Origin of the sequence: Pseudomonas multiresinivorans (genome assembly GCF_012971725.1) — a bacterium.
Taxonomy (GTDB): Bacteria; Pseudomonadota; Gammaproteobacteria; order Pseudomonadales; family Pseudomonadaceae; genus Pseudomonas; species Pseudomonas multiresinivorans.
In genome coordinates, this window is the sequence record NZ_CP048833.1 from 5354008 (window position 1) to 5377514 (window position 23507).

A 23507-nucleotide genomic window follows, 5' to 3' on the forward strand; every position below is an offset into this window, starting at 1 on the left:
CCTATCGCGGACGAAGTCCGCTCCTACGATCGCCCCATTAGCGGAGTAACCCTGGAAAAGCGTGTCGGTGAATTCAGCGCTGGGTAAACGGCATCAGCGCCTGGTGCGCCGGGCTCTGCTCGTCCAGCGGCTGCTGACGCTTGGAGCCCAGGTAACGCTCGCTGAAGACATCCAGGTAAGCGTCCAGCGCATCGCCGGCGCGGCGGTCACCGGCCAGCCCGAGGCAAAGCGCGGCGACTTCGGCGGTGCACAGGTGCTCGTCGAACTTGGAGCGGCGCAGCCGGTAGCGCGACAGCGCATCAGGAGTGATGCTCAGGACCGGGAAGCGGTCCAGGTAAGGGCTCTTGCGGAACATCTTGCGCGCCTCGTTCCACGTGGCGTCGAGCAGGATGAACAGCGGGCGCTTGCCGCCCTGCGGCTCCACCGTGGTCACCACGCGCTCGGGCTGGACGAACTCGCCGGGGAATACCACATACGGCTGCCATTGCGGATCGTCGAGCAGCGCCAGCAGCGCCGGGTCGACCTCGATGCGCGACCAACCGAAGGCCCAGGTCTCGGGCACGGTTTCTGCGATCAGCCAACCGGTGTTGCTGGGCTTGAGCGGCTCGGTGTCGAACATCACCAGACACATCGCCGAGTTGGACTCGACCTGCGGCCGCAGGCTGCACATGCAGTAGTTCGGCCGCAGGCGGCAGCCGGGGCAGCGCGGCGAGCGCGAGCCACGGGCGAAGAACGGCTTGATGCAGCGGGCCAGGCGTTCATCGCGAAGGCGGGCGACGGCGTGGCTCATGCTGCGGCCACCGGGATGAGAGAAAGCGGACGGGACATCGAAGGCTCGAACGGGACGACGGTTGCGGACTGCCGATTGTACCAGAGCCATGGCCCGCCCCCTCGCACGGCCGGCCGTCGATCGGCCGGCAAAACTGCTCCCTTCCTTGACGAATTTGGCGACCCTGCGGGCCGGCCAGCGGCCTGCGGCAATCGAATCTCGGCAGGGAGGTCGTTTTCGGGGACAATAGGCGGCTGTAATGACCAGCGAACCCGGAAGGCTCGCCACGGTCGAATCGGCACCATTGTCAGGAGATGCCCATGCTGCGCCTCACCGCCCTCGCCCTCTGCCTCGTTCTTCCCGTCGCGCACGCCGCGTCGAAGAAGGACTTCGAACTGACCCAGACCCTGGAAAAGGTCGCCAAGGAAAGCAGCGAAGGCACCCCGCGCGCGATCAACGAGGACATCCTCGACCAGGGCTATACCGTGGAAGGTCCGCAGTTGATCAACCACCTGAGCGTGCGCGCCAGCCATGCCGAGCGCATGCGCGAGAACCCGGACAGCGTGCGCAGCCAACTGGGCGACAGCGTCTGCAGCAATACCGCCTACCGCCAACTGCTGGCCGAAGGCGCGATCCTCACTTACAGCTTCACCGAGTACAAGACCAACGCCCCGGTCGCCACCGAGCGTTTCGACGCCGGCAGCTGCAAGATCAAGCTGAAGAAATAAGCCGCCTGCATGCTCGACAAGGAAATGTTGCTGAAGATCGCGCGCACGCCGATGCCCTTCGGCAAGTACCAGGGCCGCATGCTGGTGGACCTGCCGGACGAGTACCTGCTGTGGTTCCACAAGAAGGGCCAGTTCCCGGCCGGCGAGTTGGGCCGGCTGATGCAGCTGACCCTGGAACTGAAGATCGACGGCCTCGACGGCCTGATCAAGCCGCTCAAGCGCTGAAGCCCGCGCAACCGCCGAGTGGCGGTTGCGCCAGCGCCGGTCAGCGCAGGACGGCGGGGCTTTCCTTGCCGGCCACCGCTGCCGCCTCATCCGGTGCAAGCAAGGCGCTGCGCGGGACGTCCAGCAGTCGTGCACAGGCCGCCAGCACATGGGCCCAGCTGCAACGGTTGGCGAACAGCATGCCCGCTTCGTCCAGCGTTCCGCCCTGGTTGCGATACCCCAGCACCGCCGTCTTCAACGCATCGGGCAGGATCGGCCAGAGGTGCCCACGCGCCACCTCCGGGCGCATGTGGGTGAGCAGCACACGCCGCTCGTAGTGGTCGGGGAACAGCCGCATGGCGATGGATTCGTCCGCCAGCGCCGGCAACTCCCAATTGTCGCGCGGCGCGCGGAAGCGCCCCGGCTCCTGCAGATAGACCAGTCGGTACGGATAGCCGGCCTCCTCCAGCCGCAAGGCAGCGCGGCGCATCTCGGCCAACTGGTAGCTGCCGTTGGCGATCAGCAGCAGCGGTTCGGCACCGGGATGCTCGTCCAGCAGGATTGCGCCATCTCGCGCCAGCTGCTCGGCCTGGGCCTGGGTAAATACCGATGGCCGCTCGCGCTTGGGCGCCACGATGCAGGCCAACTGCCCGCGGCTGCGGTAGATGTCCGGCAACAGCGCCAACAGGCTGTTGTGGTCGGCCGGGAAAACTACCCGCACCATGTCGCTCATCTCGCCCAGCAGCGCCTCGCAGAAAGTGGTGTCCTGGTGGGATTGCTGGTTCTTGCCGTTTTCCCAGGTATGCGAGGTCGCCACCAACGGCCAGCCGAGCCAGCCCGCCGGGCGTCCGGCTTCCTTCTGCTGGCGGGCGAAGATCAGCGTCTGACGCACCGCACCGAGCATCTTCACGCAGAAGGCTTCGTAGCTGGCCACCAGGTTCAGTCCGCCCTGGTTGGCCAGGCAGGCAGAAACCACCGCCTCCTCGTTGAGCGCCGTGATGATCCGGCCATCCACGGCCTCCAGTTCGCTTTCCGGCTCGCTCACCCGGTGCCGCAGCGCCTTGAGCACGCCGCCCAGGCGATTGCTCGCCAATTCGTCCGGGTTGCCGACACGGGCGCGCAGGTCCGGGTTGGCGCCGCACAGGTCGATGTAGAAGCGATCCAGAGCAGCCATGGGGGAGCATTCGTCATTGCGGTAATGCAGCGGGGGAATCGAAGGTTCGATGGGCCGGCGCACGGCGATCGGGTTATCCCGTTCCAGCACTCGGCCGCTGCGCGAAGCGATGAAGAGCTGACAAGCCTCGGCAAGCTCATCGGGCTCGACCCAGAGCGGCGCCGCATGCTGGTTGAACAGGTCGCGCGCCTCGGCATCTTCGCTGGGATTGCCCGGTAGCGGCAGGTTGTGCGCGGCATTGCTGCCAGCGCCATAGAACCCGTAGCCCTTGGTCGTTTCAGCGATGCCGTAGGGAATCGGCAAAGGGTAGCGAAGGATGCCGCGCTCCTTCTCATCGACGCGGTGCTGCAACCGTTCTTCCATTTCCCACAGGGCGCAGACGAAAGCTGCCGGGTCGCGGCCATCGAAGCTGATCGGATCGAAACCGCAGCGGCGCAGATGAAGCTTGAAGCCTTCCAGCCCTTCGTGGGTGCCCAGATCAGTACGCTGCTCGATGCGACGGCCATTGGCGATCATCACCGGCAAGGCCGTCCCGCAGTCCTCGGCGCGCCACCAGCGGGGAATCCAGTCGCTACCGCGCTGCTCCTCGGCAGCGCCGTCGGAGAGGAAGGCCACCAGGGTCTCGCCCGGCAGCGGCATGTGCGCATACATCAACTCGGCGAAACCGAGGTATCCACCTTCGGCAACGCCGCCGGCAGTGTGCGGATTGACGTGGCTGCCCAAAGCAGCGGCAACCCTGCCTTCCGGCGTCTGCGCATAGCTGTAGAAATCCTGCACCAGCCGATCCAGGCCGGCTTCGCCATTCCCGTAGGCTGCGGCCTGTTCCGGATGCAGGTTGCCGGTGAGCACGTTGAGCGCGTCGATCGCGGCCACGCAGTGCCCTTGCCCCATCAGCCAGCCGCGTGTCCTGCCGCTCAGGGCATTCAGGGCAAGGTAGCCGGCGTAGGCTGGCACCATGTTCAGCGCGCCGCCTGTATGTCCTTCGGGCTGTGCCTTGAAATCTTCGGCCTGCAAGGGCGCGCCATCGAGGCGGACACGCCTGGCGTAAGTCATGTGCGCCACCAGCCAGAGGCCGGCACAGGTCAGGCGATCCAGCGCGCCGAACAGCCGGTAGACGCTGGCCAGATCCGGCTGCCGGCCGTACTGGACCAATTGATGAGCGACACGAAAGACCGCCGCCTGAGTCTGCACGCTATGCTGAAGCGGACCACGGCCTCGCAGCCAGCGGGCGTATTCCGGCTCGGCTGCCGCATGGGCGGCAAGCTCCTCGGGGCTTGGCAGGATCTGTGACATGTCGGCTCTCCCTTGGTTATGCCGGAAAGTCTAGGTCTCCAGAGATCGGACGGGCGCTGACATGTATCAACGACCGTCCCGACCATTCGAGCAAGGCTGAAAGTGAATTCCGACAAGGAGACGACATGGCGCTTCTCACCTTCATCGGCGCAATTCAGGAAGTCACCGGTTCCTGCTACCTCCTGGAAACCCGCGACGGCGTCCGCGTGCTGCTCGAATGCGGGATGCGCCAGGGGCGCAGCGGCAACAAGGGCACCCGCGACAACGAGGCGACCAACCGCACGCCCTTCCCCTTCGATCCGCAGGAGCTGGACGCCGTCGTCCTGTCCCACGCCCACCTGGACCACAGCGGCCTGCTGCCGCGCCTGGCAAAGGAAGGCTACAAGGGGCCGATCTACGCCACCGAATCCTGCTGCGACCTGCTGGAACTGATGCTGATGGATTCGGCACACATCCAGGAGAAGGACGCCGAGTGGGAAAACAAGTGGCGCGCCCGCCTCGGCAAGCCACCCGTCAAGCCGCTGTACACCGTCGAAGACGCTTCCCGCGCGCTGAACCAGCGCCGCCGCGTCAGCTATGGCAGCACGGTGGACGTGGCGCGCGGCATCCGCGTGACCTTCCACAATGCCGGGCACATCCTCGGCTCGGCCATCGTCGAACTGGAAATCCATGAGTTCGGCTCGACCCGCCGTCTGGTGTTCTCCGGGGACCTGGGCAGCACCTGCTCCCCCCTGATGCGGACGCCGACGCCATTGACCCGCGCTGATGTGGTGCTGCTGGAATCCACCTACGGCGACCGCGACCACCGCGACGCCAACGACACCCTGCTGGAGCTTGCGGGCATCCTGCAGCGTGCCCAGAACGAGGGCGGCAACGTACTGATCCCGTCCTTCGCCGTGGGCCGCACCCAGGACCTGATCTACTACCTCGGGCGCTTCTATCAGGAGGGCCGGCTGCCGCAGCAGGTCGTCTACCTCGACAGCCCGATGGCGGCCCAGGCCAACAATATCTACCTGCAGCACATCGGCGAGATCGCCGATGTCGACCGCGAATACATGCGCGGCACCGGCACCGCCAAGGTGGGCGAGTGGCTGCCGATCCTGCGCACCACCCGCAGCGCCGACGAATCCATGGCGCTGAACCGCATCAAGAGCGGCGCCATCATCATCGCCGGTAGCGGCATGTGCACCGGCGGGCGCATCGTCCACCACCTCAAGCACAATCTCTGGCGCGAGGAATGCCACATCGTCTTCCCCGGCTTCCAGGCCAAGGGCACGCTGGGACGTGCGATTGTCGACGGCGCCGAATCGGTCCGTATCCTGCGCCAGCGCATCAGCGTGAAAGCGCAGATCCACACCCTCGGCGGATTCTCCGCACACGCGGGACAATCACAATTAATTCAGTGGGTTGGCCACTTCGAGAACAAACCCGAGCTATACCTGATACATGGCGAGCGGGAAAAGATGGATGTACTCAAGGGTGCACTCCAGGATCGCCTGAACTGGACGGCCAACATCCCGGAGCCCGGAGACCGGATCGCCATCTGATATCGAGGCCTCACCGACTGTCACAGCCCGCGTGCCAGACTGGGCCGGCCTCCTGCTGAACCCTGTGCGTGCGGCGAAGCGCCATTGCGTTACCGCCCAAGTCACCTTGCGTGGCCGGCGCCGCCCATGGACAGGCGATCAGGGGTTGATGAACAAGGAGTATCAACATGCCCTATGAGCCCGACGACTACCTCTCCAGACACTTCCAGACCAGCGGCACCGACCTCGCACAGAAGATCGAGGAGCTTGCCGCACTGGCCGCCCCCGGCGACAGCCAGAACCTGCCGCTGTACCGCGAAATGCTCACTACCGTCGCCCGCATGGCCCAGGCCGACCGCAATCGCTGGGACGCCAAGATCATGCTGCAGACACTTCGCGAAATGGAGCACGCCTTCAGCACGCTGGAGCAGTTCAAGCGGCGCCGCAAAGTCACCGTATTCGGCTCGGCCCGCACGCCGGCCGACCATCCCGTCTACACCCTGGCCCGCGAACTGGGCGAAACCCTCGCGCGCTACGACCTGATGGTCATCACCGGCGCCGGCGGCGGCATCATGGCCGCGGCCCACGAAGGTGCCGGTCTGGAAAACAGCCTCGGCTTCAACATCACCCTGCCCTTCGAGCAACACGCCAACCGCATCGTGGACGGCACCAGCAACCTGCTGTCGTTCCACTTCTTCTTCCTGCGCAAACTGTTCTTCGTCAAGGAAGCCGACGCCCTGGTGCTCTGCCCTGGCGGCTTCGGCACCCTGGACGAAGCACTGGAGGTGCTGACCCTGATCCAGACCGGCAAGAGTCCGCTGGTACCGGTGGTTCTTCTCGACCAACCAGGCGGGCATTACTGGGATCACGCCCTGGAGTTCATCAAGGAGCAGCTCGAAGACAACGGCTACATCCTGCCCAGCGACATGAGCCTGATGACGCTGGTGCACAGCGCCGAGGAAGCCGCCGAGGAAATCGCCCAGTTCTACAGCAACTTCCACTCCAGCCGCTGGCTCAAGGATCGCTTCGTGATCCGCCTGAACCACCCGCTGAGCGTGCGCGCCCTGCAATTGCTGGAGCGCGAATTCGGCAATCTGTGCGTGAGCGGTGGATTTCACCAGCAGCCCTACAGTGAGTCGGAACTGGACGAGCCGGAATTCTCCCATCTCACCCGCCTGGCCTTTGCCTTCAATGGCCGCGCCCAGGGGCGTTTGCGGGAACTGCTGAACTTCATTAACCAACCGGAAAACTGGGAGCGCTGATTTTCCAGAACGATTTTTCAGAGACAGGAAACGAACAAGGCACCCAATTGGGTGTCTTGTTCGTTCAATCATCTGATCGTCGACCACTCAGAAGCCGGCTGATGGCTTCCATCGAATAACCCCGATAGCTCAGGAAGCGCCCTTGCTGGGCTCGCTCGCGGGCATCCTGCGGCAGCCGGGCGAACTTCCGACGCCAGACCTCACGCAGGTTCTCGCCCCAGTCGACGCCGGACTCACTCAGCGCGCCGTCAATCTCGCCACGGGGCAAACCGCGCTGCGACAGCTCCTCGCGAATCCGCATCGGACCGTAACCGGCCCGCGCACGGCTGGCGATGTAGCTTTCCAGGTAACGGCTCTCGTTGAGCAACCCCTCCTCGGCCAAACGGTCGAGGGCGGGGTCAATCAGGTCCTGCGTCGCACCGCGCTGCCGCAGCTTGCGCGAGAGCTCAGCCCGACCGTGCTCGCGACGTGCCAGGAGGTCCATGGCGACCCGCCGCACCGCAACGGGGTTATCGAGCTCGGTGGTCATTCCTATTAATAGTCGGCTTCAGCTTCCGCTTCGGCTTCTGCCGCAGCGAGCTCGGCCTTGGTCGGCGCTGCTTGATTGGTCAGCAGTTGATCGCGGATGGCCTTGTCGAGAGTGGTGCAGATCTCGGTGTTGTCTTCCAGGAACTTGGCGGCGTTGGCCTTGCCCTGGCCGATCTTGCTGCCCTGGTAGCTGTACCAGGCGCCGGACTTCTCGATCAGGCCCAACTGCACGCCCAGGTCGATGATCTCGCCGGTGCGGTAGATGCCACGGCCGTACATGATCTGGAACTCGGCCTGACGGAACGGCGGGGCGACCTTGTTCTTCACGACCTTGACGCGGGTTTCACTGCCGACCACCTCGTCGCCTTCCTTCACCGCGCCGGTCCGGCGGATGTCGAGACGAACAGAGGAGTAGAACTTCAGCGCGTTACCACCGGTGGTGGTTTCCGGGTTGCCGAACATCACGCCGATCTTCATGCGGATCTGGTTGATGAAGATGACCAGGCAGTTGGCGTTCTTGATGTTGCCGGTGATCTTGCGCAGCGCCTGGGACATCAGGCGGGCCTGCAGGCCGACGTGCTGATCGCCCATCTCACCTTCGATTTCGGCCTTGGGTACCAGAGCCGCCACGGAGTCGACGATGATCACGTCAACGGCGTTGGAACGCACCAGCATGTCGGTAATTTCCAGCGCCTGTTCGCCGGTGTCCGGCTGGGAAACCAGCAGGTCGTCGACGTTGACACCCAGCTTGCCGGCGTAGTCCGGGTCCAGGGCGTGTTCGGCGTCGACGAAGGCGCAGGTGGCGCCAACTTTCTGCGCCTGGGCGATGACCGACAGGGTCAGCGTGGTCTTACCCGAGGATTCCGGGCCGTAGATCTCGACGATACGGCCGCGCGGCAGACCGCCGATGCCCAGCGCAATGTCCAGACCCAGCGAGCCGGTGGAGATGGCAGGGATCGCCTGGCGCTCATGGTCGCCCATGCGCATGACCGCGCCTTTGCCGAATTGGCGTTCGATCTGTCCCAGGGCCGCGGCCAGGGCGCGCTTCTTGTTGTCGTCCATTGAAGTCCTCGCGAAGTCAGGCGGCCGGGCGGCCACGAACAACTGTATAAGTAGCCAGTATTATTCCACAGGGCAAGCCGCTCGCCTACCCCTGAATCGGATTTTCCCCGTCCGCCAGTCGCAACAGCCCTTCCAGAGCGGTCGCCACGGTCTGCCGGCGTACAGCTTCCCGATCACCGGCATACAGGCGGCGTTCGCTGAACACCTGTTCACCTTTCCTCCAGGCCAGCCAGACGGTGCCCACCGGCTTATCGGCAGAACCGCCGTCCGGCCCGGCAATACCGCTGACCGCCACGGCAATATCCGCCCCGCTGCGTGGCAGAGCGCCCGCCACCATGGCCTCGACAACTTCCTGGCTCACCGCTCCCACCTTGGGGAACAGTTCTGTCGGCACATCCAGCTGACGAGTCTTCTGGCTGTTGGAGTAAGTCACGTACCCCACCTCGAACCAGGCCGAGCTACCCGGGATACGTGTGATCGCTTCGGCAATCCCCCCCCCGTGCAGGATTCGGCGGTAGTGACACGCAACTGGTTGGCAGCAAGACGCACGCCCAATCGGGAGGAGAGATCGGTAATAAAGGAATCGGTAACGGGCACAGTGCGCTCCGGGGTTAAAGAAGGCCAGGTGGATACCGTACACTAGGCGCTTTTGCATGTTGAAGCCGGACAGCCAGAAGCCATGAGTCAGAGCGACCTCTCCGCCCACACACCGATGATGCAGCAGTACTGGAGGCTGAAGAATCAGCACCCGGACCAACTGATGTTCTACCGCATGGGCGATTTCTATGAGCTGTTCTACGAGGACGCCAAGAAGGCCGCCAAGCTGCTGGACATCACCCTGACCGCACGCGGCCAGTCCGCCGGCAACTCCATACCCATGGCCGGCATCCCCTTCCATTCCGCCGAAGGCTACCTGGCCAAGCTGGTGAAGCTCGGAGAATCGGTGGTGATCTGCGAGCAGATCGGCGACCCGGCCACCAGCAAGGGCCCGGTTGATCGCCAGGTGGTGCGCATACTCACCCCCGGCACCGTCAGTGACGAAGCGCTGCTCGACGAACGCCGCGACAACCTGATCGCCGCCGTACTGGGAGACGAGCGCCTGTTCGGCCTGGCCGTGCTGGACATCACCAGCGGCCGCTTCAACGTCCAGGAAATAAAGGGTTGGGAAACCCTGCTGGCCGAACTGGAACGTCTGAATCCCGCTGAACTTCTGATCCCTGACGACTGGCCCCAAGGCCTGCCGGCGGAGAAGCGCCGTGGCTCGCACCGTCGTGCGCCATGGGACTTCGATCGCGACTCGGCAAAGAAGAGCCTGTGCCAGCAGTTCGGCGTGCAGGACCTCAAAGGCTTTGGCTGCCAGGAGCTGACCCTGGCCATCGGCGCCGCCGGCTGCCTGCTGGCCTACGCCAAGGAAACCCAGCGCACCGCCCTGCCGCACCTGCGCAGCCTGCGCCACGAGCGCATCGACGACACCGTGATCCTCGATGGTGCCAGCCGCCGCAACCTTGAACTGGATACCAACCTGGCTGGCGGCCGCGACAATACCCTGCAATCGGTGGTCGACCGTTGCCAGACCGCCATGGGCAGCCGTCTGCTGACCCGCTGGCTGAACCGCCCGTTGCGTGACCGCGCCGTGCTCGAAGCCCGTCAGGACTCCATCGCCTGTCTGCTGGAACGCTATCGCTTCGAAATCCTCCAGCCGCAGCTGAAGGAAATCGGTGACGTGGAACGTATCCTCGCCCGAATCGGCCTGCGCAATGCCCGCCCCCGCGACCTCGCTCGCCTGCGCGATGCCCTCGCTGCACTGCCGGATCTGCAGAACGGCATGACCGAGCTGGAAGCCCCGCACCTAGGTGAGCTGGCCAGCAGCATCCGCACCTACCCGGAACTGGCCGACTTGCTGGCCCGCGCAGTGATCGAGAATCCGCCGGCAGTGATCCGTGACGGCGGCGTCATCGCCCGCGGTTACGACGCCGAGCTGGACGAGTTGCAGATGCTCAGCGAGAACGCCGGCCAGTACCTGATGGACCTGGAAACCCGCGAGAAGGCTCGCACCGGCCTGCCAAACCTGAAAGTCGGCTACAACCGAATCCACGGCTACTACATCGAACTGCCCCGCGTGCAGGCAGAACAGGCTCCGGCTGACTACATCCGCCGCCAGACCCTGAAAGGTGCTGAGCGCTTCATCACCCCGGAACTGAAGGCCTTCGAAGACAAGGCGCTGTCGGCCCAGAGCCGCGCCCTGGCCCGCGAGAAGCAGCTCTACGAGGAACTGCTGGAACTGCTGATCGGCCAATTGGCGCCGCTGCAGGATACCGCCGCTGCCCTGGCCGAACTGGACGTGCTGTCCAACCTTGCCGAGCGCGCGCTGAACCTCGACCTGAATCGCCCACGCTTCGTCGAAGAGTCCGGCATCCTCATCGAGCAAGGCCGTCATCCGGTGGTCGAGCAGGTGCTGGATACGCCGTTCGTCGCCAACGACCTGAACCTCGATGAAGACACTCGCATGCTGGTGATTACCGGCCCGAACATGGGCGGTAAATCGACCTACATGCGGCAAACGGCGCTGATCGTGCTGCTAGCGCACATTGGCAGCTTTGTGCCCGCGGCGCGCTGCGAGCTGTCGCTGGTGGACCGGATCTTCACCCGTATCGGCTCTTCCGACGACCTCGCCGGCGGTCGCTCGACCTTCATGGTGGAAATGAGCGAAACCGCGAACATCCTCCACAACGCCAGCGACCGCAGCCTGGTGCTGATGGACGAAGTGGGTCGTGGCACCAGCACTTTCGACGGCCTGTCGCTGGCATGGTCCGCGGCTGAACACCTGGCGAAACTGCGAGCTTTCACCCTGTTCGCCACCCACTATTTCGAGCTGACCGTGCTGCCGGAAAGCGAACCGGCGGTAGCAAACGTGCATCTGAACGCCACCGAGCACAACGAACGCATCGTCTTCCTGCACCATGTACTCCCTGGCCCCGCCAGCCAGAGTTACGGCCTGGCGGTCGCACAATTGGCCGGCGTGCCGGGTGCGGTCATTCAGCGCGCCCGCGAACACCTTTCGCGCCTGGAAACCACCAGCCTGCCCCACGAAGCGCCGCGCTCGAGCGACCCGAAAAGCCCGGCGCCGCTGCAAAGCGACCTGTTTGCCAGCCTGCCGCACCCGATCGTCGAAGAGCTGATGCGTGTCAGCCCCGATGACCTGACGCCGCGTCAAGCTCTCGAATTGTTATATGCATGGAAGATGCGGGTCTGACGGACCGCTGGACAAGCTGCTAGAATCGCGCGCGCTTAGCCGCCCGCCTGAGGAGAAAATTAGAAATGACCTTCGTCGTCACCGACAACTGCATCAAGTGCAAATACACCGACTGCGTGGAAGTATGCCCGGTGGACTGCTTCTACGAAGGCCCGAACTTCCTGGTCATCCACCCGGATGAGTGCATTGACTGCGCCCTGTGCGAACCGGAATGTCCGGCACAGGCGATCTTCTCCGAGGACGAGGTCCCGGATGGCATGCAGGAGTTCATCGAGCTGAACAAGGATCTGGCCGATGTATGGCCGAACATCACCGAGAAGAAGGATTCCCTGCCGGACGCCGAAGAGTGGGACGGCAAGCCGAACAAGATGCAGTACCTGGAGCGCTGATCAGCGCTTCCAACCAAAACAGGAAAGGCCCGCTCAGCGCGGGCCTTTCTGTATCTGGGCATCACTTTTTTCGGGCAAAAAAAAGGGGCGGGATAACCCGCCCACTCTTTCTTCCCTTTTTCATCATCCTGATGAACCGCATCCCGCGGGATTCCTGACCGACATCCTTACCGGCCTGCGCCTTTCCGTGTACGCAGGAGTGATATTACCCGCCTGCCGGAACTCAGCAACTGGGGCACTTCCGCGCACCCGCCCTGCCTCGCAGCCAAGCCAAAGATAAAATCCATTTAAAAACAAAAAGATACGGAGAATAGGCGTCACAGCTGGCGGTCCTTCAAGCTGAACACTCACACGCTATGTAAGCGAATGCTTACATCACAGCGCATAAAAAAGCCCGGAATCATCCGGGCTTCTTCGTTGTCGACCTGGCCGCTACTGGAACAGCGCGTCGCTCGACAGGCCGTTCTTCTCGAGGATCTCGCGCAGACGCTTGAGGGCCTCGACCTGGATCTGCCGAACCCGCTCGCGGGTCAGGCCGATTTCCTGGCCGACTTCTTCCAGCGTGCTGCTTTCATGACCGCGCAGGCCAAAGCGGCGAATCACCACCTCGCGCTGCTTGTCGGTCAACTCCGACAGCCAAAGGTCGATGCTCTCGCTGAGGTCGTCGTCCTGCAGCAGTTCGCAGGGATCGGTGGGGCGGTCGTCGGTCAGGGTATCGAGCAGGGTCTTGTCCGAATCCGGGCCGAGGGAAACATCCACTGAAGTGACCCGCTCGTTCAGGCCGAGCATCCGCTTGACCTCTTCCACCGGCTTCTCGAGCAGGTTGGCGATTTCCTCGGGCGACGGCTCATGGTCCAGCTTGTGGGTCAGCTCGCGAGCGGCCCGCAGGTAGACATTGAGTTCCTTCACCACGTGGATCGGCAATCGAATGGTGCGGGTCTGGTTCATGATGGCCCGTTCGATGGTCTGACGAATCCACCAGGTCGCGTAGGTGGAGAAGCGGAAGCCGCGCTCGGGGTCGAACTTCTCCACCGCGCGGATCAGCCCGAGGTTGCCCTCTTCGATCAGGTCGAGCAGGGAAAGGCCGCGATTGACGTACCGTCGCGCGATCTTCACCACCAGACGCAGGTTGCTTTCGATCATCCGTCGCCGGCCGGCCGGGTCGCCCTTCTGCGCGAGTCGCGCAAAGTGGACTTCTTCTTCCGGGGTCAGAAGCGGCGAGAAACCGATTTCATTCAGATACAGCTGGGTCGCGTCGAGCGCGCGGCTGTAGTCGATGTGCTTGTGTTGCTTGAGAGAGGAAAGTGAGGTGGCTTTAGGAGTGACTCGAAGCGATACCTGCTCTTCGGCAAATGACTCTTCGAGGATGATGCCGGGCTCCAGGAGAAGCACTTCATCATCGACGTCAAACTCCGGCCCTTCTTTTTTAAGTGCCATGTCGTTATCCCTTGCTGAGTTCGACAACAAGCCCAGGTGCGTCCTTATCCTTAGGACACCTAGGCCCGCTCACCCACGCAGGGGAACAGCCAGCATCAACGACTTGGCAGGTATTGCAGCGGATCTACAGGTTTACCCTGGCGGCGAATCTCGAAGTGCAGCTTCACCCGGTCAGTCCCTGTGGAGCCCATCTCGGCAATGTTCTGCCCGACCTTGACCTGTTGCCCTTCCCGCACCAGCAACCTGCGGTTGTGACCGTAGGCGCTTACGTAGGTATCGCTGTGCTTGATGATCACGAGTTCGCCGTAGCCCCGCAAACCACTACCGGCGTACACCACCGTGCCATTAGACGCAGCCAGGACAGGCTGGCCCAATTGCCCGGCTATATCAATCCCTTTATTCAAACTGCCGTTTGATGCAAAACGCCCAATAAGCGTGCCGTTGGTTGGCCAGATCCAGCCTCCCGGAGCCCCCCCTGCTACCGCCGGAGTTCCGCCGCTGGCGGGCGGTTGCGCCGGTACGGTGACGGCGGGCGTGGTCGGTTTGCTGGCGGCTGCCGGGGTAGATGTCGGTTTGTTGACAGCAACTGGCGCGACAGGCGTAGCGCCTTTGGCGACAGACGGTGCAGCCATCGAGCCACCGTCAAAGCGAATGGCCTGGCCTGGGCGAATGGTGTAAGGCGCGGAGATGTTGTTGCGCGCCGCCAGGGCTTTCCAGTCCCAGCCATAGCGGAAGGCGATGGAGTACAGCGTGTCACCGGGGCGCACCACGTACTGGCCACTGGTGACGGCGGGCTTCTGCTGGGCGTTGCGGTCCACCACGGTCGTGGTGCTGCGCGAAGTCGAAGAACAGGCCGCCAGCAGAGAGCAGACGACAATGGCCACCACAGCGTGGCCCAGGCCCTTGATCCAGTTCCGTTGACACAGGGTCGCTGTCAAGCTCACCCATCCCCCTTATCCATGAATTGACGTCCAGCCTCACTGGCCGGCAGTTACCGCAGCCTTGACCGGCCTGCTCTCAGCCTAGCGGACCGTTGAGCAGTGGGACAAAGCGCACGGAGTCCAGCACCTGCCGCTGGAAACCGTCCTCGGTGCGGACGATCAGCATCAGTTGCTGCACCTCGCCACCACCGACCGGAATCACCAGCCGCCCCCCAGGCGCCAGTTGGTCCAGCAATGCCTGCGGAACCTCGGCCGCAGCGGCGGTGACGATGATGCCGTTGTAAGGCGCCAGGGCGGGCCAGCCTTCCCAGCCATCGCCCCAACGAAAGACAACATTTCTCAGGTTTAGCTCCGCAAGTCGCTCCTTGGCGCGGTCCTGCAGGGCCTGGATGCGCTCGACGGAGAACACCCGCTCCACCAGTTGCGACAGCACGGCGGTCTGGTACCCGGAGCCGGTGCCGATCTCCAGGACCTTGTCCAACGGGCCAGCAGCCAGCAGCAACTCGGTCATCCGCGCCACCATGAAGGGCTGCGAGATGGTCTGGTTGTGCCCGATGGGCAGCGCGGTGTCTTCGTAGGCGCGGTGCGACAGCGCTTCATCGACGAAGAGATGGCGTGGGGTACGGCGGATCACTTCCAGCACGTGGGCGTTGGACAGGCCCTCCTCGTACAGCCGCTGGATCAACCGCTCACGGGTGCGCTGGGAGGTCATGCCGATGCCGCCGCGGCGGGACAATTCATTGGCCATGGTCGAGCCCTCCGAGCCAGTCGCCAAGGACATTGAACGCCTCCCGGAAGGTCCGGTCCATCTGCAGCGGCGTAATCGACACGTAGCCTTGCATGACGGCATGGAAATCGGTGCCCTCGCCGCCGTCTTCGGCATCGCCGGCGGCCGCGATCCAGTAGCCTTCCTTGCCGCGTGGGTTGACCACCTTGACCGGCGGCTTGGCGCGGGCGCGATGCCCCAGACGGGTCATCTGGATGCCCTTGATGCGCTCCAGCGGCAGGTTGGGGATATTCACGTTGAGCACGGTGCGCGGCGGCAGATCGAGCTTCTCGTGGGACTCCACCAGCAGGCGGGCGAAATGCATCGCGGCCGGCAGATTGTCCGTCAGACGCGAACACAGCGAGAAGGCGAAGGCCGGGCGGGACAGGAAACGCCCTTCCAGGGCCGCTGCCACGGTGCCCGAGTAGAGCACGTCATCGCCGAGGTTGGCGCCCAGGTTGATACCCGAGACGATCATCTCCGGCACCTCTTCCAGCAGGCCGTTGAGGCCCAGGTGCACGCAGTCGGTCGGGGTGCCGTTGAGGCTGATGAAACCATTGCCCAGGCGATGGGGATGCAGCGGCCGATCCAGCGTCAGCGAACTACTCGCTCCGCTACGATCGGCTTCCGGGGCGATCACGATGCAGTCCGCATAAGCGGACAGCGCGTCGTGAAGCGCGGCGATACCGGGTGCAGTGACCCCGTCGTCGTTGGCAATCAATATGCGCATGGGCTTTCCGTCTGCCCTGCCGGCACGAGGTCGATCAGCTCGCGCACTACCACGGTGGCGAAGCAGCCAGCCGGCAGGACGAATTCCAGTTGCAGAATGTCAGGGGCGGGATAATGCCATGTAAGGCCCGGGATGGGGAGGCGCAGAATGCGCCGTTCGTGCGCCATGTCCGCACTGGCAAGCCACTGGCAAAGCGCCATCTCCGCTTGCTGCACGCTGCGCTCGATATCTCCGGGACGGTTTGCCGCGGGTGAATCACCCTCGCCCCACATGGGGCCGGTGGGGTGCAGGTCGAGCTCGGCGAGACGCGGGTCGGAACATTCCGCTTCGCCGGCGGGGAAGAAGCTGCGGCTGTCGGTGAACGCCAGCAGGTCGCCGACCAGCGCCTCGTTCCAGGTACCTTCGGCCACTCGGCGAGCCAGCACCTGGTTGAAGACATAGCTGCGCGCCGCCGAGAGCATGCGCGAGCGCATGTTGCGATGTTCCGGCAGCTTGCCGCGCTCGGCGAAGCCACGGGCATCGAAGACGTTGCCGCCACCATGGCCGAAGCGCTGGGTGCCGAAGTAATTCGGTACGCCCTGGGTCACGATGGCCTTCAGGCGCGCTTCGAGCTGCTCGCGATCTGCCTGCAGCTCGGTCAGGCGCAAGGTGAAGCCGTTGGCCGAATGTGCGCCACGCTGCAGTTTGCGGCGATGACGGTTGCGCTCGAGAATGCGCAGGGTGTCGTCCTCGGCGGCAGCCAGGTCCGGATCGGACTTGCCCGGCAGGTGCAGGCTGAACCACTGGCGGGTCAGCGCCTGGCGGTCCTTGAGACCGGCATAGCTGATCATCTTCACCGGGACGCCGGCGGCACGCGCGAGACGGCGCGCCGCTTCCTCGGTGTTCAGGCCGCGTTTCTCCACCCACAGCCACAGATGCTCGCCATCGCCGGAGAGCGGTATATCCAGCACTTCGTCGACCTGGAAGTCTTCGGCCACCGCCTTGAGCACAGCCTGCCCGCAAGCATCGCCGTGGGCGCGCGGGCCCAGCAGTTCCAACTCGGTCATGCGCGCCCCAGCAAAGCGACGGCGTGGACCGCGATGCCCTCTTCACGGCCGGTGAAGCCGAGTTTCTCGGTGGTTGTGGCCTTGACGTTGACCTGGTCCAGTTCGACCTTCAGGTCGGCGGCGATGGTCTCGCGCATGTTCTGGATGTGCGGCGCCATCTTGGGCGCCTGGGCGATGATGGTGGTGTCGACGTTTTCCACTTTCCAGCCCTTGGCTTCCACCAGCGACAGCACGTGGCGCAGCAACGCGCGGCTGTCGGCGCCCTTGAACTGCGGGTCGGTATCAGGGAAGTGCTTGCCGATATCGCCCAGCGCGCAGGCGCCCAGCAAGGCATCGGAAAGCGCGTGCAACAGCACGTCGCCGTCGGAGTGGGCAACGAGCCCGAACTTGTGGGGAATACGCACGCCGCCAAGGGTGATGAAGTCTCCCTCGCCGAAGCGGTGCACGTCGTAGCCATGTCCGATACGCATGAAAAAACGCCCTGTTGATGTCAGGGCGTCGATTCTACCGGATCACTGCGCTCAGGGTGTCAGCCGCAGAGCGCCGCGGCATGGTGGCGCAGGTGATCTTCGATGAAGCTCGCAATGAAGTAGTAGCTGTGGTCGTAGCCGGGCTGCAGGCGCAGGTCCAGCGGATGACCGACCGCAGCGGCGGCTTCGCGCAGCGCTTCGGGCTTGAGTTGCACGGCGAGGAAGTCGTCGCGATCGCCCTGGTCCACCAGCATCGGCAGGCGCTCGCCGGCGTTGGCCAGCAACTCCACCGCGTCCCACTCGCGCCACGCCGCTGGGTCTTCGCCGAGGAAGCGACCCAGCGCCTTCTGTCCCCAGGGACAATCGCTCGGGTGGGTAATGGGTGCCAAGGCGGACAGCGACAGGTAGCGCCCCGGATTGCGCAGGGCGCAGACCAGCGCGCCGTGGCCGCCCATGGAATGCCCGCTGATGCCGCGTTTGCGGGACACCGGGAAATTCGCTTCGATCAGCGCCGGCAACTCCTGCACCACGTAATCGTGCATCCGGTAGTGGCGCGCCCAGGGCTCCTGGGTGGCATTGACGTAGAACCCTGCCCCCAAGCCGAAATCCCAGGCGCCGTCCGGATCGCCGGGGACTTCCGGGCCACGCGGGCTGGTATCCGGCGCAACGATCACAATCCCGAGTTCCGCGGCCACGCGCTGGGCGCCGGCCTTCTGCATGAAGTTCTCGTCGGTGCAGGTCAGGCCGGACAGCCAGTACAGCACCGGCAGGCCCGCCTCGGGCTCGGCCTGCGGTGGCAGGTAGACCGCAAAGACCATCTCGCAGCCGAGCGTCTCGGAGCGATGGCGATAGCGTTGATGCCAGCCGCCAAAGCTCTTCTGGCTGCTGATCAGTTCGATGGAATCCGTCATGGAGCCTCCTGTGAGACCGGGCGCACAAGGCGCCCGGCGATTCGATCAATAGTGGATGACCGAGCGGATGCTCTTGCCTTCATGCATCAGGTCGAAGGCCTCGTTGATCTTCTCCAGGCCCATGGTGTGGGTGATGAAGGTGTCCAACGGAATTTCGCCCTTCTGCGCCTTTTCCACGTAGCTCGGCAGCTCGGTGCGGCCTTTCACGCCGCCGAAGGCCGAACCGCGCCAGACACGACCGGTGACCAACTGGAACGGGCGGGTGCTGATTTCCTGACCGGCACCGGCCACGCCGATGATGGTGGATTCGCCCCAGCCCTTGTGGCAGCACTCCAGCGCCGCACGCATCAACTGGACGTTGCCTACGCATTCGAAGGAATAGTCCACGCCGCCGTCGGTCATTTCGACAATCACTTCCTGGATCGGCTTCTGGTGGTCCTTCGGATTGACGAAGTCGGTCGCACCCAACTCCTTGGCGATGTCGAACTTCGCCGGATTGATGTCCACCGCGATGATGCGCGAGGCCTTGGCCATCTTCGCGCCGATGATCGCCGCCAGGCCAATGCCGCCCAGGCCGAAGATGGCGACGGTAGCGCCCTCCTCAACCTTGGCGGTATTGAGCACGGCGCCAATGCCGGTGGTCACGCCGCAACCAAGCAGGCAGACCTTCTCCAGCGGCGCTTCCTCGGGGATCTTCGCCAGGGAGATTTCCGGCAGCACGGTGTACTCGGAGAAGGTCGAGCAGCCCATGTAGTGGTAGATCGGCTCGCCCTTGTAGGAGAAGCGGCTGGTGCCGTCGGGCATCAGGCCCTTGCCCTGGGTGGCGCGTACAGCCTGGCAGAGGTTGGTCTTGCCGGATTTGCAGAATTTGCACTCACGGCATTCGGCGGTGTACAGCGGGATCACGTGGTCGCCCACTTTCAGCGAAGTCACGCCCTCGCCCACCGCTTCGACGATACCGCCACCTTCATGACCCAGGATGCACGGGAACACGCCCTCGGAATCCTGGCCGGACAGGGTGTACGCGTCGGTGTGGCAGACGCCGGTGGCGACGATGCGCACCAGGACTTCACCCTTCTGCGGCGGCGCCACATCGACTTCGACGATTTCCAACGGCTTGTTGGGGGCGAAGGCAACGGCAGCACGGGACTTGATCATCTGGAAACTCCTGAACGAAGGAAACGACAACGCCCGCCTGGGGCGGACGGGTTCGGCGCGACGGCCGAGAAACCGGGACGGGCCGGAGCCCTGTCGGGGAACATTCGGGGCGGTCGACGAAAAGTGCGCCCCAAAGCCTTGGAAGTGTAGAAAACCTCCTTTCAGGGAATAATCAGGCAATAATCAAAACATTATTGCCATACAGGGATAATCCATATGCACCGCTGGGAAGGACTGGACGAATTCGTTGCTGTCGCCGAAACCGGTCAGTTCACCGCCGCCGCCGAGCGCCTGGGCGTGTCGTCGTCTCACGTCAGCCGCCAGGTCGCGCGACTGGAAGAGCGCCTGCAGACGCGCCTGCTCTACCGCAACACGCGCAAGGTGACGCTCAGCGAAGCGGGACAGACGTTCCTGCAGCATTGCCGGCGCCTGCAGGATGCCCGCGAGGAAGCCTTGCGGGCGGTGAGCGATCTATCTGCCGAGCCCAAGGGTCTACTGCGCATGACCTGCGCGGTGGCTTACGGCGAGCGATTCGTGGTGCCGCTGGTGAACGGGTTCATGGAGCAGTTTCCGCAATTGCGCGTGGAGATAGAGCTGTCCAACCGTCAACTCGACCTGTTCCACGAAGGCTTCGATCTGGCGATCCGCCTTGGGCGCCTGAGCGACTCCCGGCTGGTGGCAACACGACTGGCGCCCAGGGTGATGTACCTCTGCGCAACGCCGGGCTATCTCGCCCATCACGGCGCGCCACAAAGTGTGGCAGAGCTCGCGCAGCACAATTGCCTGGTGGGCAGCAGCGACCAGTGGAGCTTCCTCGAGGACGGCCGCGAAACCCAGCACCGGGTGCAGGGCAACTGGCGCTGCAACAGCGGCCAGGCGGTGCTGGACGCGGCGTTGCGCGGTTTCGGCCTGTGCCAGCTGCCGGATTACTATGTGCTGGAACACCTGCGCAGCGGCCGGCTGGTTTCCTTGCTGGACCAGCATCAGCCGCCCAATACCGGGGTCTGGGCGCTTTATCCACAGCAACGGCACCTGTCGCCCAAGGTGCGGCAACTGGTGGATCACCTCAAGGAAGGCCTACAGCATCTTCAGCCCTCTCCGTTGCCCTGAAGCAAGCGGCTGAAGGTGGCCTTGGCTAGAATGGGAGGTTTCCCACCCTTCGGATCAAGGACGACGAGATGTCAGCCCTTTCTTCCTTCCGCGAGCGCTATCTGCTGCGCTTCTGGTCGCCACTGCCAACCCTCGTCGCCCTGGGCGTCATCTCGGCTTACTACTTCGCCATGACCGGCACCTTCTGGGCCGTTACCGGCGAGTTCACCCGCTGGGGCGGCCACGTGCTGTCCTGGTTCGGCCTGCAACCGCAGGAATGGAGCTACTTCAAGATCATCGGCCTGCAGGGCACGCCACTGGACCGCATCGATGGCGTGATGATCATCGGCATGTTCCTCGGAGCGCTGGTCTGTGCGCTCTGGGCCGGCAATGTCAGCCTGCGCTGGCCGACCAGCAAGCGCCGCCTGCTGCAGGGCCTGATCGGCGGAGTGATCGCCGGCTTTGGCGCGCGACTGGCGATGGGCTGCAACCTGGCAGCCTTCTTCACCGGCATCCCGATGTTCTCGGTGCACGCCTGGGCCTTCATGTTCTCCACCGTGATCGGTGCTTGGTTCGGCGTGAAGATCAGCCTGCTGCCCTTCCTGCGCATTCCGCTGAAGGTCGGCGGCAAGGCGGCAGCCCTGCCGAGCGCCGAAGCCCTCGCTCGCCGCGCCAAACTGCAATGGCGCCTGGGCATGGGCGTACTGGCGCTCGCCGCGCTGTTCGCCGCCTGGCGTTTCGAGGTCTCGCTGGTGCTGGGCATGGCCTGCCTGTTCGGCCTGCTGTTCGGCGGCCTGATCGAACGCGCGCAGATCTGCTTCACCAGCGCCGCCCGCGACCTCTGGACCACCGGCCGCACCCAGGCCGCGCTTGGTATCCTGCTGGGCATGGCCGCTGCCTGTATCGGCACCTTCGCGGCGATCCACAACGGCCTGCCGCCGAAGATCTTCTGGATGGGGCCGAACGCCGTGATCGGCGGCGTGCTGTTCGGCATCGGCATCGTGCTGGCCGGCGGCTGCGAAACCGGCTGGATGTATCGTTCGATGGAAGGCCAGGTGCATTTCTGGGTGGTCGGGGTCGGCAACGTGATCGGCGGCACCCTGGTCGCGGTGTTCTGGGACCAGCTCGGCACCAGCCTCGCGCTGCCCTATCCCAAGCTCAACCTGCTGCAGGAATTCGGCCCCGGCGGCGGCCTGCTGATCACTTTCGCCGGCCTCGCGCTGTGCATGCTGCTGGTGCAGCTCAACGCGCAACGCTTCACTCGTAGACGGAAAACCAACGATGTCCGAAACCAAGACGCCGACGCTGTCGCTTGACCTGCGCGGCGAACACTGCCCGTACAACGCCATCGCCACTCTGGAAACCCTGGAGACGCTCAAGCCCGGCGACCTGCTGGAAGTGGTCACCGACTGCTCGCAGTCGGTCCATGGCATTCCGGAAGACACCCAGCGTCATGGTTACCATTGCCTGGCGGTGGAGCAGCACGGCGCGCTGTTCCGCTTCCTGATCGAAGTACCGCTGCTGGGCTGAGGCTGCTTATGTAGGAGCGGACTCCGTCCGCGATAAGCCCGAATCGCGCCGGAAGCCAATCGCGGACAAAGTCCGCTCCTACGGTCAAGCACGGCGCGCAGCCTGTAGGAGCGAGCTTGCTCGCGAACCTGCCCAGCACTGAAGTCGCCGGAAACTTTGTTCGCGAGCAAGCTCGCTCCTGCAGAAGCCGGAAATGCCGCGAACGGCCAATTGCCGGCCAGCAGGAATCAGTGCTTGGCGAAGTTGCGCTGCAGGCGCTGCAGGTCTTCCGGGGTGGTGACCTTGATGTTGTCCACCCGCCCTTCCACCATGCGTGGCGCATAGCCCGCCCATTCCATGGCAGACGCCTCGTCGGTGATGGCCGCATCGGCCACCAGCGCATCGGCGAGCGCGCGATGCAGGGCGCCGAGGCGGAACATCTGCGGGGTATAGGCCTGCCAGACCACGCTGCGATCGATGGTTTCGACCACGCGGCCGTCAGCGCCGACGCGCTTCAGGGTGTCCCGCGCAGGCACGCCGAGCAGGCCGCCTACGGCGTCGAATTCGAGCTCATCCAGCAGGCGATCCAGGTCGGTACGCGCCAGGTTCGGGCGAGCGGCGTCATGCACCAGTACCCAGTCGTCCGGCGTGGCGCCCAGTTCGGTCAGACGCAGCAGGCCGTTGAGCACGGAGTCGGCGCGTTCGCGGCCACCGTCGGCGCGCTGGATCAGTTCGTTGGACGCACTGGGCAGGGTCGGCCACCAGGGATCGTCGGCGGCCAGGCACACCACGAGCCCCTTCAGACGGGGATGACCGAGGAAACAGTCGAGGGTGCGCTCGAGAATGCTGCGACCGGCGAGGTCGAGGTATTGCTTGGGGCGGTCGGCGCGCATCCGCGAACCGATGCCGGCGGCCGGGATCACGGCCCAGAATGCGGGAGTGGTCATTGCGCGAGCTGGTAGAGGGTTTCCTTGTCCTTGACCATGCCGAGCTCGTGACGGGCACGCTCCTCGACGGTCTCGGTGCCTTTCTTGAGCTCGGCGACTTCCGCCTCGAGGATGCGGTTACGTTCGAGCAGGCGCTCGTTCTCGCCCTGCTGGTCGGCGATCTGCTTCTGCAATTCCCCTACCTGCGCCAGGCTGCCATCACCAATCCACAGGCGATACTGCAGGCCGGCCAATGCAAGGATCAGCACAAGAAACAGCCAGTAAGGGCTACGTAACCTCAAACCTTCAGCTCCCTATACGCAAAGGGGTGGCTCC

23 protein-coding genes and 1 pseudogene are annotated in these 23507 nt (G+C 64.3%); 9 read left to right on the forward strand and 15 right to left on the reverse strand.

The annotated features are described in order from the left end of the window. Positions 1–73: 73 nt before the first annotated feature. Complete coding sequence (locus G4G71_RS24520; protein WP_169940875.1) at positions 74–790, reverse strand: tRNA-uridine aminocarboxypropyltransferase; 717 nt, start codon at positions 788–790, stop codon at positions 74–76. A gap of 299 nt (positions 791–1089) precedes the next feature. Between G4G71_RS24520 and G4G71_RS24525 the strand changes: the two genes are divergently transcribed. Continuing rightward, on the forward strand, positions 1090–1497 hold the full coding sequence (locus G4G71_RS24525) for a quorum-sensing-regulated virulence factor family protein (protein WP_024765294.1): 408 nt from the start codon (positions 1090–1092) through the stop codon (positions 1495–1497). Between the two features lie 9 nt (positions 1498–1506). After that, on the forward strand, positions 1507–1722 hold the full coding sequence (locus G4G71_RS24530; protein ID WP_024765295.1) for a DUF3820 family protein: 216 nt from the start codon (positions 1507–1509) through the stop codon (positions 1720–1722). 40 nt (positions 1723–1762) lie between these two features. Here the strand turns inward: G4G71_RS24530 and G4G71_RS24535 are convergent, their stop codons facing one another. Next, the gene (locus tag G4G71_RS24535; protein WP_169940877.1) at positions 1763–4168 is read right to left on the reverse strand and encodes a phosphoketolase family protein; all 2406 of its coding nucleotides are present in this window, start codon (positions 4166–4168) and stop codon (positions 1763–1765) included. A 125-nt stretch (positions 4169–4293) separates the two neighbouring features. Between G4G71_RS24535 and G4G71_RS24540 the strand changes: the two genes are divergently transcribed. Together G4G71_RS24540 and G4G71_RS24545 are read left to right on the forward strand one after the other, a co-directional pair. Further along, positions 4294–5715, forward strand: coding sequence for an MBL fold metallo-hydrolase RNA specificity domain-containing protein (locus G4G71_RS24540; protein ID WP_169940879.1), 1422 nt, complete (start codon positions 4294–4296; stop codon positions 5713–5715). Positions 5716–5882: 167 nt separating this feature from the next. Beyond that, positions 5883–6956, forward strand: coding sequence for an LOG family protein (locus G4G71_RS24545; RefSeq protein ID WP_169940881.1), 1074 nt, complete (start codon positions 5883–5885; stop codon positions 6954–6956). Positions 6957–7020: 64 nt separating this feature from the next. Here G4G71_RS24545 and recX read toward each other — a convergent pair whose 3' ends face one another. From recX to G4G71_RS24560, 3 genes and pseudogenes are all read right to left on the reverse strand, one after another. Further along, on the reverse strand, positions 7021–7485 hold the full coding sequence (recX, locus tag G4G71_RS24550) for a recombination regulator RecX (protein ID WP_169940883.1): 465 nt from the start codon (positions 7483–7485) through the stop codon (positions 7021–7023). 5 nt (positions 7486–7490) lie between these two features. Beyond that, entirely contained in the window at positions 7491–8546 is a 1056-nt protein-coding gene (gene recA, locus G4G71_RS24555; RefSeq protein ID WP_169940885.1) for a recombinase RecA, read from the reverse strand. 85 nt (positions 8547–8631) lie between these two features. Further along, positions 8632–9143 (reverse strand): annotated as a pseudogene (locus G4G71_RS24560) (CinA family protein). An 82-nt stretch (positions 9144–9225) separates the two neighbouring features. On the opposite strand from G4G71_RS24560, the gene mutS reads away from it, so the two are divergent. Then, positions 9226–11799, forward strand: a complete 2574-nt coding sequence (mutS, locus tag G4G71_RS24565) for a DNA mismatch repair protein MutS (protein ID WP_169940887.1) — start codon at positions 9226–9228, stop codon at positions 11797–11799. A 65-nt stretch (positions 11800–11864) separates the two neighbouring features. Further along, entirely contained in the window at positions 11865–12188 is a 324-nt protein-coding gene (gene fdxA, locus G4G71_RS24570; RefSeq protein WP_015476292.1) for a ferredoxin FdxA, read from the forward strand. A 432-nt stretch (positions 12189–12620) separates the two neighbouring features. Here the strand turns inward: fdxA and rpoS are convergent, their stop codons facing one another. From rpoS to G4G71_RS24610, 8 genes are all read right to left on the reverse strand, one after another. Further along, a complete protein-coding gene (gene rpoS / locus G4G71_RS24575) occupies positions 12621–13625 on the reverse strand; it encodes an RNA polymerase sigma factor RpoS (protein WP_045210031.1) in 1005 nt (334 codons plus the stop codon). Between the two features lie 95 nt (positions 13626–13720). Beyond that, complete coding sequence (locus G4G71_RS24580; RefSeq protein ID WP_420825953.1) at positions 13721–14569, reverse strand: peptidoglycan DD-metalloendopeptidase family protein; 849 nt, start codon at positions 14567–14569, stop codon at positions 13721–13723. A 73-nt stretch (positions 14570–14642) separates the two neighbouring features. Further along, entirely contained in the window at positions 14643–15278 is a 636-nt protein-coding gene (locus G4G71_RS24585) for a protein-L-isoaspartate(D-aspartate) O-methyltransferase (RefSeq protein WP_088418250.1), read from the reverse strand. A gap of 25 nt (positions 15279–15303) precedes the next feature. After that, positions 15304–16062, reverse strand: coding sequence for a 5'/3'-nucleotidase SurE (surE, locus tag G4G71_RS24590; protein ID WP_169940890.1), 759 nt, complete (start codon positions 16060–16062; stop codon positions 15304–15306). After that, complete coding sequence (truD, locus tag G4G71_RS24595; protein ID WP_169940892.1) at positions 16050–17108, reverse strand: tRNA pseudouridine(13) synthase TruD; 1059 nt, start codon at positions 17106–17108, stop codon at positions 16050–16052. Before truD ends, surE begins: the two co-directional genes overlap by 13 nt. Beyond that, positions 17105–17578, reverse strand: coding sequence for a 2-C-methyl-D-erythritol 2,4-cyclodiphosphate synthase (ispF, locus tag G4G71_RS24600; RefSeq protein WP_024766061.1), 474 nt, complete (start codon positions 17576–17578; stop codon positions 17105–17107). Before ispF ends, truD begins: the two co-directional genes overlap by 4 nt. A 59-nt stretch (positions 17579–17637) precedes the next feature. Continuing rightward, positions 17638–18489 (reverse strand): S-formylglutathione hydrolase, encoded by an 852-nt coding sequence (fghA, locus tag G4G71_RS24605; protein WP_169940894.1) that lies wholly within the window; start codon positions 18487–18489, stop codon positions 17638–17640. A gap of 45 nt (positions 18490–18534) precedes the next feature. Continuing rightward, on the reverse strand, positions 18535–19647 hold the full coding sequence (locus tag G4G71_RS24610; protein ID WP_024766063.1) for an S-(hydroxymethyl)glutathione dehydrogenase/class III alcohol dehydrogenase: 1113 nt from the start codon (positions 19645–19647) through the stop codon (positions 18535–18537). Positions 19648–19863: 216 nt separating this feature from the next. On the opposite strand from G4G71_RS24610, the gene G4G71_RS24615 reads away from it, so the two are divergent. From G4G71_RS24615 to yedF, 3 genes are all read left to right on the forward strand, one after another. Continuing rightward, positions 19864–20757, forward strand: coding sequence for a LysR substrate-binding domain-containing protein (locus G4G71_RS24615; RefSeq protein ID WP_169940896.1), 894 nt, complete (start codon positions 19864–19866; stop codon positions 20755–20757). A gap of 68 nt (positions 20758–20825) precedes the next feature. Next, a complete protein-coding gene (gene yedE, locus G4G71_RS24620) occupies positions 20826–22052 on the forward strand; it encodes a selenium metabolism membrane protein YedE/FdhT (protein WP_169940898.1) in 1227 nt (408 codons plus the stop codon). Then, positions 22018–22266, forward strand: coding sequence for a sulfurtransferase-like selenium metabolism protein YedF (yedF, locus tag G4G71_RS24625; RefSeq protein ID WP_045210023.1), 249 nt, complete (start codon positions 22018–22020; stop codon positions 22264–22266). The genes yedE and yedF overlap by 35 nt, the downstream gene beginning before the upstream one ends. A 227-nt stretch (positions 22267–22493) precedes the next feature. On the opposite strand, the gene ispD is transcribed toward yedF, so the two are convergent. After that, entirely contained in the window at positions 22494–23192 is a 699-nt protein-coding gene (ispD, locus tag G4G71_RS24630; protein WP_169940900.1) for a 2-C-methyl-D-erythritol 4-phosphate cytidylyltransferase, read from the reverse strand. Beyond that, a complete protein-coding gene (gene ftsB, locus G4G71_RS24635) occupies positions 23189–23473 on the reverse strand; it encodes a cell division protein FtsB (protein ID WP_169940902.1) in 285 nt (94 codons plus the stop codon). The genes ispD and ftsB overlap by 4 nt, the downstream gene beginning before the upstream one ends. Positions 23474–23507 lie beyond the last annotated feature (34 nt).

Coding starts and splice junctions, on each gene's coding strand:
- G4G71_RS24520 (WP_169940875.1), bottom strand. CDS start 790: ATGAGCCACGCCGTCGCCCGCCTTCGCGATGAACGCCTGGCCCGCTGC.
- G4G71_RS24525 (WP_024765294.1), top strand. CDS start 1,090: ATGCTGCGCCTCACCGCCCTCGCCCTCTGCCTCGTTCTTCCCGTCGCG.
- G4G71_RS24530 (WP_024765295.1), top strand. CDS start 1,507: ATGCTCGACAAGGAAATGTTGCTGAAGATCGCGCGCACGCCGATGCCC.
- G4G71_RS24535 (WP_169940877.1), bottom strand. CDS start 4,168: ATGTCACAGATCCTGCCAAGCCCCGAGGAGCTTGCCGCCCATGCGGCA.
- G4G71_RS24540 (WP_169940879.1), top strand. CDS start 4,294: ATGGCGCTTCTCACCTTCATCGGCGCAATTCAGGAAGTCACCGGTTCC.
- G4G71_RS24545 (WP_169940881.1), top strand. CDS start 5,883: ATGCCCTATGAGCCCGACGACTACCTCTCCAGACACTTCCAGACCAGC.
- recX (WP_169940883.1), bottom strand. CDS start 7,485: ATGACCACCGAGCTCGATAACCCCGTTGCGGTGCGGCGGGTCGCCATG.
- recA (WP_169940885.1), bottom strand. CDS start 8,546: ATGGACGACAACAAGAAGCGCGCCCTGGCCGCGGCCCTGGGACAGATC.
- mutS (WP_169940887.1), top strand. CDS start 9,226: ATGAGTCAGAGCGACCTCTCCGCCCACACACCGATGATGCAGCAGTAC.
- fdxA (WP_015476292.1), top strand. CDS start 11,865: ATGACCTTCGTCGTCACCGACAACTGCATCAAGTGCAAATACACCGAC.
- rpoS (WP_045210031.1), bottom strand. CDS start 13,625: ATGGCACTTAAAAAAGAAGGGCCGGAGTTTGACGTCGATGATGAAGTG.
- G4G71_RS24585 (WP_088418250.1), bottom strand. CDS start 15,278: ATGACCTCCCAGCGCACCCGTGAGCGGTTGATCCAGCGGCTGTACGAG.
- surE (WP_169940890.1), bottom strand. CDS start 16,062: ATGCGCATATTGATTGCCAACGACGACGGGGTCACTGCACCCGGTATC.
- truD (WP_169940892.1), bottom strand. CDS start 17,108: ATGACCGAGTTGGAACTGCTGGGCCCGCGCGCCCACGGCGATGCTTGC.
- ispF (WP_024766061.1), bottom strand. CDS start 17,578: ATGCGTATCGGACATGGCTACGACGTGCACCGCTTCGGCGAGGGAGAC.
- fghA (WP_169940894.1), bottom strand. CDS start 18,489: ATGACGGATTCCATCGAACTGATCAGCAGCCAGAAGAGCTTTGGCGGC.
- G4G71_RS24610 (WP_024766063.1), bottom strand. CDS start 19,647: ATGATCAAGTCCCGTGCTGCCGTTGCCTTCGCCCCCAACAAGCCGTTG.
- G4G71_RS24615 (WP_169940896.1), top strand. CDS start 19,864: ATGCACCGCTGGGAAGGACTGGACGAATTCGTTGCTGTCGCCGAAACC.
- yedE (WP_169940898.1), top strand. CDS start 20,826: ATGTCAGCCCTTTCTTCCTTCCGCGAGCGCTATCTGCTGCGCTTCTGG.
- yedF (WP_045210023.1), top strand. CDS start 22,018: ATGTCCGAAACCAAGACGCCGACGCTGTCGCTTGACCTGCGCGGCGAA.
- ispD (WP_169940900.1), bottom strand. CDS start 23,192: ATGACCACTCCCGCATTCTGGGCCGTGATCCCGGCCGCCGGCATCGGT.